This is a genomic window from Paenisporosarcina antarctica (genome assembly GCF_004367585.1).
GTDB classification, from domain to species: Bacteria; Bacillota; Bacilli; order Bacillales_A; family Planococcaceae; genus Paenisporosarcina; species Paenisporosarcina antarctica.
The window spans coordinates 3379312-3392050 of sequence record NZ_CP038015.1; the positions used below are offsets into that span (position 1 = coordinate 3379312).

The 12739-nt window shown below is 34.9% G+C and carries 11 protein-coding genes; 6 read left to right on the forward strand and 5 right to left on the reverse strand.

What is annotated here, in order from left to right; translation table 11 throughout:
* Window positions 1-58: 58 nt before the first annotated feature.
* Window positions 59-415 carry a winged helix-turn-helix transcriptional regulator gene (locus E2636_RS16125; protein ID WP_134211128.1) on the forward strand — a complete coding sequence of 119 codons (357 nt, stop codon included), beginning with the start codon at window positions 59-61 and terminating at the stop codon, window positions 413-415.
* 421 nt (window positions 416-836) lie between these two features.
* Here the strand turns inward: E2636_RS16125 and E2636_RS19115 are convergent, their stop codons facing one another.
* The 3 genes from E2636_RS19115 to E2636_RS19120 form a co-directional block, all read right to left on the reverse strand.
* The gene (locus tag E2636_RS19115; RefSeq protein ID WP_166669554.1) at window positions 837-998 is read right to left on the reverse strand and encodes a hypothetical protein; all 162 of its coding nucleotides are present in this window, start codon (window positions 996-998) and stop codon (window positions 837-839) included.
* Window positions 999-1147: 149 nt separating this feature from the next.
* The gene (locus tag E2636_RS16130; protein WP_134211129.1) at window positions 1148-4318 is read right to left on the reverse strand and encodes an ATP-binding cassette domain-containing protein; all 3171 of its coding nucleotides are present in this window, start codon (window positions 4316-4318) and stop codon (window positions 1148-1150) included.
* A gap of 383 nt (window positions 4319-4701) precedes the next feature.
* The gene (locus E2636_RS19120) at window positions 4702-4866 is read right to left on the reverse strand and encodes a hypothetical protein (RefSeq protein WP_166669555.1); all 165 of its coding nucleotides are present in this window, start codon (window positions 4864-4866) and stop codon (window positions 4702-4704) included.
* 360 nt (window positions 4867-5226) lie between these two features.
* On the opposite strand from E2636_RS19120, the gene E2636_RS16135 reads away from it, so the two are divergent.
* Window positions 5227-5547 carry a hypothetical protein gene (locus tag E2636_RS16135; RefSeq protein WP_134211130.1) on the forward strand — a complete coding sequence of 107 codons (321 nt, stop codon included), beginning with the start codon at window positions 5227-5229 and terminating at the stop codon, window positions 5545-5547.
* 119 nt (window positions 5548-5666) lie between these two features.
* Here E2636_RS16135 and E2636_RS16140 read toward each other — a convergent pair whose 3' ends face one another.
* Both E2636_RS16140 and E2636_RS16145 read right to left on the reverse strand, forming a co-directional pair.
* Window positions 5667-8768, reverse strand: coding sequence for a cell wall-binding repeat-containing protein (locus E2636_RS16140; protein WP_134211131.1), 3102 nt, complete (start codon window positions 8766-8768; stop codon window positions 5667-5669).
* A gap of 572 nt (window positions 8769-9340) precedes the next feature.
* Window positions 9341-9841, reverse strand: a complete 501-nt coding sequence (locus E2636_RS16145) for a hypothetical protein (RefSeq protein ID WP_134211132.1) — start codon at window positions 9839-9841, stop codon at window positions 9341-9343.
* Window positions 9842-10089: 248 nt separating this feature from the next.
* On the opposite strand from E2636_RS16145, the gene E2636_RS16150 reads away from it, so the two are divergent.
* The 4 genes from E2636_RS16150 (at window position 10090) to E2636_RS16165 (ending at window position 12378) form a co-directional block, all read left to right on the forward strand.
* A complete protein-coding gene (locus tag E2636_RS16150; RefSeq protein ID WP_134211133.1) occupies window positions 10090-10407 on the forward strand; it encodes an ArsR/SmtB family transcription factor in 318 nt (105 codons plus the stop codon).
* Window positions 10408-10473: 66 nt separating this feature from the next.
* Window positions 10474-10902 (forward strand): DMT family transporter, encoded by a 429-nt coding sequence (locus tag E2636_RS16155; protein ID WP_134211134.1) that lies wholly within the window; start codon window positions 10474-10476, stop codon window positions 10900-10902.
* A 20-nt stretch (window positions 10903-10922) separates the two neighbouring features.
* Entirely contained in the window at window positions 10923-11402 is a 480-nt protein-coding gene (locus E2636_RS16160) for a DMT family transporter (RefSeq protein WP_134211135.1), read from the forward strand.
* A 262-nt stretch (window positions 11403-11664) separates the two neighbouring features.
* Window positions 11665-12378 (forward strand): cupin domain-containing protein, encoded by a 714-nt coding sequence (locus tag E2636_RS16165; RefSeq protein WP_134211136.1) that lies wholly within the window; start codon window positions 11665-11667, stop codon window positions 12376-12378.
* The last annotated feature ends 361 nt before the right edge of the window (window positions 12379-12739 follow it).

The window sequence follows — 12739 nt, forward strand, 5'->3', positions numbered from 1 at the left end:
GTAAGTACATACTTTTAAGTGGTATAGTATACAAAAGGATACTTAGGAGGAAATGAAGATGGACATTCAGCCAGAATTATGCAAAGTAGACGATGCTCTTGGGATATTAGTGGGGAAGTGGAAACCGATAATTTTATTAACCCTTTTGAAGGAAGGAACGAAAAGATTCAGCGATTTAAAACGAAGTGTGCCTGGAATCACTCAAAAAATGTTAACTAACCAATTGCGTGATTTGGAAGATGAGGACATTATTACACGTAAAGTGTATGCCCAGGTACCTCCAAAAGTAGAGTATTCGATGACGGAATATGGAAAAAGCTTAGAACCTATTTTAATAGCTATGCATGAATGGGGAACAGCACACACATTGCATAAAATGAGAAAAATTAGTACACAAAGTTTAGACATGGAATGAGTATTTTTCGTTTCTGGTACAGATACATTAAACATATACAAAACGCTGTGCCAATCAGTCTAACAACAGAGTAATCGGGATATTGTTTATGTTATGGTAGTGAATGATCATAATTACTCCTTGTTGGTCACTCCTTTCTTAAAAATTGAACTTCTTTATCTATGCCAATATAGAATCACCATGTATCCTTTGAAAATATGAATAAAAGCAATTCCTACAATTAATAATTGAAAATATAATGGCATTGGATTTAAATCCAATGCCTTTTTTTCATTATAGTACTATGGTCTCACTTCTTACATAACTCAACGACTAAAGGTAATTCCTCATATTTAATGTTTTCCTATCTATTAATGACTATAATCAATTTTTACATTCGCATACTACTCACTGAATTCTTTATATTCATCAATATATAAAGCTACATAACCACAATTTGAACAAACGGCTGCTTTTGATTTTGCAGATACATTATTGTAAAGTCCCTTCCACTTTTTTTACTTATTCTAATTCCTGGCGTATCATATTCAACATTAACATTACAATCTTTTACCATTTCGTTTTGACATTGATTACAGTTCATCTTGATTCCACCTTTTTTAAAAAACTTGCTAATTTATAAATACTAACGGACTAAATATAAAGTTTCATAATGCATAGAAAGAACATCCCTCTTATTGCAAATGAGTTTTCTATCACTAGATGACATCTAGCTTTGTTTTACTATATGATTTAATCATTTTGCTCATGGCATTGATAAACCGCCATCATATCTCGTTTATTTAACTGACGAATACGATTAAAAATTGGAATATCTGCAACAGCCTCAATATTTAAGCTACCAGCAACAACATCACTTATTGTTCCAGTTAACCATTGTTTTACTTCTATACCTTCAATAATATCCATAAGACCCTCTTCATTAATACCACTTTCATAACAACTCACACATGGAATTGTTACTTTAAACACGCCATCATGCAAATTATCTTCTGATATAACTTTCTTGCCTTTACAGAATGGACATGGTTGGCTTTTTTTAATTTTATTAACTTGGGTGACAATTTTTTTGTAACCAAACGCTTCATATACATACGTTAGTTTTTTGTATTTTCCATTAGTGAAATACTGATCAATGATGGTTTCTCTCGTTTCGTTGATATTGGCAAAATCACAGATGGTGATCCGGTTATTCATGCTAATGGATTCCAAATTACCGCTAATACTATCAGAGAAAGGCAGGACATTTTGTAAAACCATTTCATAGTGGGCAAAGCTTGCCTGCTCCAGTTCAAGCATTTTCAGAGCGACTTGTGTTTCCCTAGGTAACAGGGAGACGTCTTGTGTCAAAGTCATATCGCCACCAACAATGGTTTTCAATTTTTCAAGTTCTGGTAACTCCCCTACTGTTTTCAGAACTTGATCAATCGACTGATGAATAATCTCACGAATATCTGTGTTACTAAATTTGAGCTTTTTATGATGGTTTAGCACGGTTCCTTGACAGACAGGGCAGGTAATCATTTCTTTGGATACTTTCATATGCTCTTTAATAATCGATTTTGATATAAACATATAGCGCCCAATGATGAGGTTAAAGCCTTCCCAAGTTCTTGACGCCTTGCCTGCTTTATCATAGAACGACTTTTCCCAATACCCGTATAAAAAGGTATGTTTTTCTGCTGCTGACATCTCATTAAAGCTTTTACTAATATCGTGACCGAGTTCATTGTTAATCTCATCAAAGAGGAATTGCAATTTTGGATATTGATAATATTTTAATACTTCCATCACGTCTGGGTGCAATTGGCCATCCCAGAATGGCACGGTTTTGTCCAAAATCACAACATCAATATCAAATTTTTCAATCATCCTGCGACCCGAGCAGCATGGACAATGATTTTCCTGAAAATAGAAATCGAAGCTACTTGTATCTTTATTGGTCGGATGCGCCGCCACAATATGGTTGATCAAACCTCCAATTTCATAAAGAAAACTATATTGACTATACAAATGCCGTTCCAGATCAATGGCGATGACTGGTGCAATAGTTTCAGATTCGTATTCACCATAAATCACCCGGGCCATTGGTGATAAGCTTTTTAAAATACCGCCCTTATAGATGTTTTCTGCATCTTTAAAATACTCGATATGATTATCTTTTAAATAGGTAATGCCATTTTGCTGCTTGAGTGTTGACGAAATACGCAATGGGTCAATTCTATCTGAACTACTTTTTTGACGATAAAAATCATCATAATTGACTACATCAAGATTTTGAACAGGTGCAAGCTGTCTTTTACCAAAATCAACGATGAAATCAGAGCTTTCGATCATATAAGCATTATGTTCAATCATTAGGATTGAGACGGCTTCATCTTGCAAAATGACCCGAATACTATCAATGAATTGGTTTAAAATATTTTGTGATAAACCTTTTGAAGGCTCGTCAAAAATAAAAAGCGTATGTGGATTTTTTGAGTTTGCAAACAGCTCCGAAACTAAATGAACGCATTGATATTCACCAGTTGATAACGATTGTGTCTTTCTTTCTAATGTCAAATAACCAAGTCCAAGTTTTATTAATAAGCTCAAGCGTTTATGAGCGATGTCTTGAGTTGGTAGTTCTTCAATAATATCTTCAATTGAGCTCTGAAAAATATCATCAATATCTTCACTATATTTTGTAAGTCTCTTTTTAATATCAAGAAAAGTCGCAACAGTTGATCGACTAGTAATCGATTGGTTTCGATTTTGCCCCACCATTACCAGTTTATCTTTAGGATATCGCTTCAGAAAATCTGTGGCTATACACTCATTAACTAGAGTTGATTTTCCACATCCAGACTCACCAGTAAAGGTTACAAGTCTATTTCTGGGAATCTGAATTTCAGCCATTTGAATATTACGACAGTAAAGATCATGAAATTGATAGTATTCTGTTGGCATTGCCTGGTTTCGTTCCCAAAGGATTGGTTGTGGACGTGGTGATTCATCCACAATTTCCCCTCCATATTTTCCACTTCCCGGTCCAAAGAATAATTGCTCATCGGTTGTATTGAGCGCTGTGTCGGAATGATCAATAAGCCAAATTTGATTCTTATAGCCTAATTGTTTAATCTGATCTAAAATTTTCAATAGTGTTTGGTGATCAAGACCCACGGAGATTTCATCAATAATAATAACGGTATTTTCACTTGCTGCCATGAATTCTGCCAAGTAAAGTCGTGTTAATTCTCCACCTGACAATGTACCCATAATGCGATTTAATGTTAAGTAACCAATATTCATATTGATAATATTTTTAAGTATATGTTGTTTCGTTTCACTAATATGTAATTCTTCTCCAAGGGATAGAATCGATTCAATGTTTAAGTTGTTGATATCGGAAATGCTATGTGGTTGCTCTAATAGTTCTATTTTATATTGCTCAACTTCTGGATTATAGCGCTTGCCCTCACACTTTTTACATTCGACATTTTTGGTAGTACCTCGTCCTTTACACGCAGGACACCAGCCTAATTCATTATTAAATGAAAAAACTTCTGGAGAAAGATTAAATTTTTCGGCAAGTGTTACACGAATCTCTTTAAAAACGCCAGTATGTGTGCCAATTGTTGAACGCGGATTGGCAGAGATTGATGATTTACCTAGAAAAAGGACTAAAGGAATTTCTTCCATCTTAATGGCACTGAAATTCGTTTCCATAATAGTAGAAAATAAATACTGATATTCAGCCTTTGGCAATAAGGAAACGAGACGCTTCTTGGATTCTTCACCAATTGTTTGACAAAAAGATGTTTTACCAGATCCAGACAATCCAGCAATTCCTATCGATTTATCCACTGGTAATACGGCATCTAATTTGTTAATATTGTTCGCAATTAATCTATTTATCTTCATAGTGATGTCTCTCCATTCTCTACATTTATTATTGCCATGTTTGTAAAACTTCAAATGAATCGGTTGTATTTTTTTCGAATCGACAAACTTATACTAATGGTAGACGAAGATTTCTAAATTTCTTATTATGTATTCACTTATACCGTTTTGAAGAATCAATTTCATGGCTCAAATCCAATAACTAATGGACCTTTTTTAACGTTGTAAATTGAAAATCTAATGATACATCTGAATTCATTTTTTTCCTCCAATACTAGATTAAATTTAACAATTCCTTCATTCCAAAATCCTTTATAAAAAGATACCCAATCTTGAATTTCTTTAAAGGGCGCATACTACTTGCAACTACTGAATGGCAACGCTAGTCGGTACTTGGTAATAATTTAATCAAAATTATGATTCTTATAAATAATCATAGAAGAAAAATAGAACATGGTGCTGCTGAATTTAATATCTATTACTTCAATATCGTCATTACTAGATAAAAATTCATTAATTTTTTCGTCTAATTTTTCATTATTCCACGCAAAGAAAGAATTAACTTTCATTTTTATTACTCCTTTCACCGAAACCTGTATGTTGCAAACAAAATTAGGCTTGCATCTGATCTATAGAATCAAGTTTACTTGTATTTTAGCTATTTCGGCATTTGATTTTTTTAAAAAGGAACCTCTATATAATTAAGGAATTTGATCTATCATATTAAAAATCCTTGCATAAACTTCTTTTATATTTTGTTCGTACAACTTCTGATCAGTTCTACTATGTAAATCGAATTTTTTGGATAGTTTAATTAGAGTTACCAATAATTTACCACACCTCGTGTTGTTTAATAATTTTTTTCTTTTATTATTATTGACCGTCATCGAGACATTTGTCGTTTCCTGTCGAAAACAGTAAAAACATACATGATTTTGATCACACGATTTTACCAAGCTGGCAATGAATTTAAATTTTTTTTTACAAATGATGCCTTTGTATTTGATGAAGGGAAGGAAATGTTAAGCATTGAAGCAATAGAAAAATGGTCTAAAAACAACATTTTCAAACCTAAAATACAATTTTACACATTGTCCTTTAGAGAGGTTGATCGTTATATCGTTGTTACTTCAAAAGTTGATGGCAATTTTGACAAAACGGATTTACCAGATCCATCCTTTGCTTCTAGACACTCACTTTTTAATCAAAGAAGAAAACACAACAGAACTAATTTGCACAGACTTCAGTGAAGATTAATACGGGGTCTTCATAACAGTAACGGGGTCCCTGGCAAGTGCGTTAAGCATTCCTCCTTGGCGCACTAAAAAAGCTTGTAGAGAAAAATCTCTACAAGCTTTTTTGTTACAAGTTATTCAAATAATGATTCAACTAACGATTTAGGCAGAGCAATTTCTCCTCCGATGATGTAGTATTTTTCAGCTAAATCAGCATACTTAGAAATTGTATTTTTCGTTGTTTGCTGAACAACAGATGGGTTTGTTAAAATCAACGGATTGCCTTGAACAGCTGCTAAAGCAGAGCTAGACAATGCATCGGGATAATTTGAACCAGTTGCAATAAACGGACTGGTCATATCAAGTTCATTAGCAAAATAAGTAATAATGCTACTATTAGTATCGTAACGAGTTGTACCACTGATTCGTTTATGGTTTGGTAAACCATTTGCAATCTTATTTGGAACAACAGATGTCCCACCAATAACAAAAGTCTGCTTAAATTTACTAGATTTCACATATTGGCTAACGGAATCTGGAAGTGTATTTTTCTTCGTTAAAAGAATCGGCATTTTAAGTGATGCAGCAATTGGTGCGATTGAAAGAGCATCTGCGAAACTTTCACCAGTCACCACTACTGCCTGATCTGTACTTCCAAGTTGTTTAGCTATATTGACAGATGTTTCATATCGATTTGCCCCGCTGATTCTTGAGATATTCGTAATTCCTAATCCTATAATATCTTTTTCAACATTAGTTGCAATGGCAGATTTTCCGCCAACTAATATTACTTTTTTAACTTTTAGACGTTTAAGCTCAGCCTTCACAGTTGCTGGAAGTGCGTTTGTATTTGTTAATAAAAGAGGTGCTTTATTTTTATAGGCAAGCGGTGTTGCACTTAATGCATCCGGATAATTTCTTCCTGTCGCAATGACCGCAACGTCTGATATATCCCAGCCTTTAGTTGACACATTTACTGCCGTTTTATAACGATCCGTCCCGAAAATACGTTCCATTGAGACTTCCTTTTTATCAAGATAACTTACTGCACTGTTCGCATCAAGTCTCCCCCAGCCGGAAACATTATCGTATCCTGGTACAGGCTCTTCAATGGGGTAAGGATCCTCTTCATCAATTGGATAATACCCAATATCATCTCCCGGATTATCTTGCTCATCAAATGTAACGTCACTTGCAGTTTTTGTTAAAATCTTTTCTATTTCACTTGGCAATAATTCTGAATTTCGCGAGAGAAGAAGTCCCGCTACTGCAGCCACATGAGGAGTAGCCATAGAGGTTCCGCTCATAATCGTGACATTGCCATCAGGCATAAGACTCGGTATTTCTGTACCTGGTGCAACAAGGTCTAGTCCACTTCCAAAATTGGAATAGTCCGAAACAATATCAAGACGATTAGTTGCTCCAACTGAAATAGCATACTGAGAAGATGCAGGATAAGAGATTTCTTCATATCCATCATTTCCGCTTGCTGCTACAACGGTTACATCATGATCATTTGCATATTTGAGTGCATATTCGAGCACCCTGCTGTACGATCCACCAAGACTAAGATTAATGACATTAGCCCCATTGTCCACAGCATATTTAATGCCATACGCAATTTGTTCCGTGTCGCCACTACCACTATCGTCAAGCACTTTAACTGGCAGAATTTTAGTGTATGCATTGATGCCAGCCATCGAATACTGATTATTTGCTTCAGCTGCAATGATGCCTGAAACATGAGTACCATGGCCATTACCATCCATTGCATTTGAGCTATTATTTATAAAATCATAGCCAGAATTTGCTAATACACTGCCACTTAAATCTGAAAGCGTATGATCAACCCCGGTATCTAACACTGCAATAATCGAATCTTTCATTTGCTTTCCTTTTAGTAATTCCTGAAGCTTTTCAAATTGAATATCAGCATCCGGTATTCCTAGACTACTTCCATCGTTCTTTAACGACCATTGATAAGGAAATTGTGAATCAGCTGATAATGCATGATATTGCTGAACGGGTTCAACAAATTCCACATCAGAAAGCTTTGAAACCTGTTTAGATGTTGCCTTTAAAGTATTGGATGATACATTAAAATCAGATGAGCTACCTCCGACTTCCATCACATACATATTCGGGAAGACTGAACCCTTCGCTTCAAAAGGAGTAATTGACTCTATACCAAATGACTTTGTTTTCGGTAGGATGTTGCTTAGTTTTTTACCATCTTTAATTTTAACAATTAAACGATTTTCATTGCTACTTACATTAGATTTAGCAAATCCTCCCTTTGTCAGAATCGAAGAGACCGTTTTATTTGTTAAATTCGAAATATCTATGCTCTTTCCAGTTTTCAAGATTTGATCTTTTAAGAAGTCTGGAACAGACTCTAGAGAAGTTTCATACAAATTGTTGATTGATTTCTGATCTTCTTTTGTAATTTTGTAGGCACTCGCACTGCCATTTGCTGCAACGTCAGTAAATAATCCCTTCAATTGCATTAAATCATTATAAACGTTTTCTCTTAGCGTTTTACTGAATACCATTTTTGAGCTTAAGAATGGGGCCATTTTATAGTACATAGCAGACAAATCTTTTCCTTTATCTGTTTTTGCTAGAATGTTTTCACGGATCGTTCTTAAATCTTTTAATATATTTTTGCCGTTTTCTCTTTGTTTAGTGCTTAATTCCACAGGGCACTCTTCTGTGCCTTCTGCAACTGGATTAGTTGGAGGGAGTGTAACTCCATCATAGCTAATCGTGTAAGGGGTAACCGGATCCAGATTTTGCGGCTGTTCTATTTCACTCTCACTATTTTCTTCACCATAATATTCAACCTTTATGTAATAAGGTCCAACCCATGCAATTGGAAAATCAATGATAGCAGGTTGATTTTGATATGAATACCCCATGTATCTATCAAATGCTCGATTTTCTATCGCATTTTCTAGACTAGAGAAAATTATAATGTTTAACTCTTGTTCAGATTGAAGCTTCATGCGTAAATGGGTAAAATCAGTAATTTCACCTTCAGTTGGGTTAACTTTATACCAATGAATTTGTTCTGAGGATTCAAAAATACCTTCTACTGGAGATGAAATAGTTAATGTTGTTTCCTCTTTCGGCACAGTTGCTTCAGCTGCCTTAACTTCCTTTAATGAAAGTTGGCTGAAGAATATTACTGAAATTAAAATAACAACCATCAACCTGGTAAATTTTTTCTTGTTCATATGAAAAACCTCCTAGTATATTAAATACCTACATTTTCCATTAAACAATAAACAACTAATATATGTCAATAAATATTTTTGAATTCATAAACTATAATCAGTGATAGATTTCACTTTTCCTTTAACAGTTTAACCGAATATATGCGAATTCAAGTTTCTTCGATTTTAGCCTCTTTTAAAATGGAAAGAGGAGCTGCTCTAGAAGGAGCATGGATAATTGAATTGACTTCAAATTATAATAATAATTGGAAGCTATTATTTATCACTTCTTGAACAAATCTATCCCGGATAGTTCAAGATGCGAAGGACACCGACCATAAAAACCCATAATATTCCTATTCAGAAGGTTTAGTCTGCCTCCCTTTTATATAGGAAGAAACACTCCCACAATAAAAAGCCTGAAGCAATTTCAGGCTTTTTATTGATTTATATTATGAATAAACTTCTTTATCCCGTCTTTACTTATCCATACACAACCAAACCTCACGATTTTTTTTAGAAACTTCCGTTAATTGTACATACTTAGGGTTGATTTGGAATGCAATAAAAATTCTATGAATATAATTAACGTGTTAATTATATCCACACCAAACAACAATTTTAGATGGTGTGGTTTGGGCTGGAATACTTCTAGTTGTAGGACCATAAATAACAATTAGATTTCGGTTTGCAGGATTTTTTGTAAAGGCTTGCCCATTTGTCCCTACTATTTGAGTGTACGGAGAAATATTTAATATTAATTGACCATCACTACTCAACAATTGGCTTTTAAAATAGGCTACTTTCACATTTTGATATGGACTATCTTTTACCATAACAAGTGCCCGATACTGTGGTGGAAAAATAAGTGGAACAGGTGCATTGCCATCGTAATAGCCAGTTACCCTATCCCCTACTGCTACCATTACATGGTCTACAAAATAAGTAGTCGGTGACACCACAAAGTTCACTAAATCGCCATAGCCGTTATCTACAGACAGTAATGTATAACACCCTTCTCCTTCACCATTAACGCTTGTCATAAACTCACTAATCATGGTGACAGTACCACGAAAAGATTGAAAATTCACCATATTCATACCTCCATCACATCTTAAACATATCCTTATATATATGCTATGTATCCCTAAGACTCTGTGTTATCTGTAGTAAATTTTTCGGAATGTGAATACTTGAAAGCACCTTACTGAGATTATCAGGGATATCCACAGCATAAAATATCATAAATAAAGCCTTGGTTTGAAGGGCTATCCATGAGTACCAAACTTATGTTGGTGAAACACGAATTGACATATCGAGAATTATCGATTAGTATTTAATTATGGAAAACCAAATTGAGATTTTCAAAGTGTTAGCAAATGAAACGAGATTAGATATGTTGAAGTGGTTGAAAGATCCAATGAATCATTTCGATAAGACGACTGCACATCTTGCGAAAAATATCAGTGAAAAAGGGGGCGTATGTGTAGGTGACATCCAAGAGAAAGCAAATATGTCACAATCTACAGTTTCGCATTATTTAACGATGATGCAGAGGGTTGGTCTTTTAGAATCAGAGCGTCATGGGAAATGGACATACTACCGTCGAAATGATGAACGCATACAAGAAATAGCGGAATTCATAAAAAAGGAGCTTTAGGCTCCCTTTTTTTATCGTCGACATATCGATGATACTCGAATTATAGATATGAAAGGAGGAATACATATGAAAATTTGGGTTTACATCATTGCATTAGTAGCTGGCCTATCACTAAGTGTAGAAGGCGCAATATATGGCGAACTCGGAAAATCTATAGGCAAGCTAGAAAGTAGCTTTTATAACTTTTTCGTTGGGACCATTATCATTGCGATTGTTCTTTTATTTCTAGGGAAGGGTTCACTGTCCTACACATTTAAAGCGCCAAAGTGGCAGCTAACTGGAGGACTACTTGGCATTATCTATTTAACCATTCTTGTCATCAGCATTCCGATTGTCGGCGTTGGTCTGGCAATGATCAGCGTGATCGTAGGACAAATGGCGATGAGTATGATCATTGAACATAATGGATGGTTAGGCAGTCGTACATCAAAACTAAATAAGGAAAAACTAGCAGCTGTTGCGTTGATGGCTGTATCATTACTTCTCATCTTTTAATTATTATTGGAGGTCATATCATGTCTATTATCATATTATTGGCTTCTGTTATAGGAGGTATTTTATTAAGTGCTCAATCATCAATAAATGGAGCTTTCAGTAAGCATGCGGGTACTTATGAAAGTACATTCCTAACATTTATCACAGGAGCGTTGTTACTCGCCGTTGTCATCTTGTTTTTTGGTACCGGTGATTTACTTGCCATACTAGAAGCACCAAAGTGGCAATTAAGTGCTGTTTGGTTTGGTGTCGGTTACTTGTTTTTGACCATTATAGCGGTCCCAAAAATCGGAATAATTGCAACCAGTATCTCGACAGTCATCGGACAGCTATCGATGGGTATGTTAATCGATCACTTTGGCTGGTTTGGCGGCGTGCAAGTCTCGTTTGATTTTAATCGTTTCATAGCTATCATATTAATGTTGATTGCACTGCGCTTAATATATATTGCAAATACGAAAACTCGCTCACAGGTAGAAAATCCTGCAATTGAATCCTGACATGTTTCAGTCTTGTTTAAGTTCTTGAATCCCCCCTATTCCATTCTAAATCATCATTCTTTTACTTGGTTAAAACAGATGCTATTGAAGCAACCATCGATTAAGTAAATGTTTTTTGGTTGTATTAATATTCTCTATCTGTAAAACTTCCTTACTCATTAAAAAAATGACAATAGCTCATCCTTACATGGAAATCCTACATATCATGTATCAAATGTTCTAACTATGTACATTTGAATTGATTAAATGAAAGGATGTTATTATGAGTTCAAATATGGATTACACTTTACCAACAACACAGTACACTTTTGATGTTAATAACAGCACACTTTTCAAGAAGGACAATCAAAATTTTATTAATATACTAGGCATCAACCAATTAAACACATTAGACAATGTATCATTACTTGATATTTTTCTCAGTGCTAATAATGTTGTAGAGCCCCATTACCACCAAAATGCTGCAGAGTTAGTTTACTGTATTTCTGGAGCTGTTATTGTGTCATTACTGAACCCTTTTACAAAACAAACTCAAAATTACCCCATTTCACCTGGTCAGGTAGCAAACGTCCCTCAAGGTTGGTGGCATTACGAAATTGCTGCTGTCGATAACACACATATACTGGCTATTTTTAATGCTCCAACTCCCGAGGTAATTCTTGGTTCAGATATTTTAAAATTAACACCTGCGAGTGTGATGGCTCACACTTACTGTATTGATGAAAGTGTATGGAAAAAAGCAGTTGCTCCAGTTATTCCATCAACATATATTGGTCCTCCTAGAGATTGTGACAAAGCCAATGAAAGTATTTCAAATACACATCCATATATAAATCATTACAATAACCAAAACTATGCAGATCAATCACATAATCAGCACTACTATCAACCTCCACCATCCCCCCCAGCATTATCAATACTAGGCATGGATAGGAGCATAAGATTGTGCTCAATTACACACTTTATTCCAATCTAAACAGTGGAAGGAAATTCAAATGCTAATACCTCTCAGAAATTACAACATACCATTAAGCTACAGTCCCTGGGTCAGAAACAAACGTGAATGTTTACACTTTCATGTATTCTTCTGTCTATCGCAAGAAACATATGAAGTTTAAAGACGAAGGTTTCTTCAGTAGGAAGTACTACTTTTTAATTATTTGAGTCAACTATTCATCTGAATAGACAACTTTCCCTTTGATTACAGCACCTTCTTTGTCCTATTGGGGCAACTTTTGCTTTGAATGGGGCAACTTTGGTGCTGATTGGGGCAACTTTCAGTCCTATTCGGGCAACTAACAAATTACCTCCTAATTTCCGGCTCTTTAATAGAGGAT

What these genes read in the sequence shown, in the direction of transcription:
- E2636_RS19120 (WP_166669555.1), bottom strand. Translation starts at nt 4,866, where the DNA reads ATGAAAGTTAATTCTTTCTTTGCGTGGAATAATGAAAAATTAGACGAA.
- E2636_RS16160 (WP_134211135.1), top strand. Translation starts at nt 10,923, where the DNA reads ATGTCTATTATCATATTATTGGCTTCTGTTATAGGAGGTATTTTATTA.
- E2636_RS16140 (WP_134211131.1), bottom strand. Translation starts at nt 8,768, where the DNA reads ATGAACAAGAAAAAATTTACCAGGTTGATGGTTGTTATTTTAATTTCA.
- E2636_RS16135 (WP_134211130.1), top strand. Translation starts at nt 5,227, where the DNA reads ATGATTTTGATCACACGATTTTACCAAGCTGGCAATGAATTTAAATTT.
- E2636_RS16165 (WP_134211136.1), top strand. Translation starts at nt 11,665, where the DNA reads ATGAGTTCAAATATGGATTACACTTTACCAACAACACAGTACACTTTT.
- E2636_RS16145 (WP_134211132.1), bottom strand. Translation starts at nt 9,841, where the DNA reads ATGGTGAATTTTCAATCTTTTCGTGGTACTGTCACCATGATTAGTGAG.
- E2636_RS19115 (WP_166669554.1), bottom strand. Translation starts at nt 998, where the DNA reads ATGAACTGTAATCAATGTCAAAACGAAATGGTAAAAGATTGTAATGTT.
- E2636_RS16130 (WP_134211129.1), bottom strand. Translation starts at nt 4,318, where the DNA reads ATGAAGATAAATAGATTAATTGCGAACAATATTAACAAATTAGATGCC.
- E2636_RS16125 (WP_134211128.1), top strand. Translation starts at nt 59, where the DNA reads ATGGACATTCAGCCAGAATTATGCAAAGTAGACGATGCTCTTGGGATA.
- E2636_RS16150 (WP_134211133.1), top strand. Translation starts at nt 10,090, where the DNA reads ATGGAAAACCAAATTGAGATTTTCAAAGTGTTAGCAAATGAAACGAGA.
- E2636_RS16155 (WP_134211134.1), top strand. Translation starts at nt 10,474, where the DNA reads ATGAAAATTTGGGTTTACATCATTGCATTAGTAGCTGGCCTATCACTA.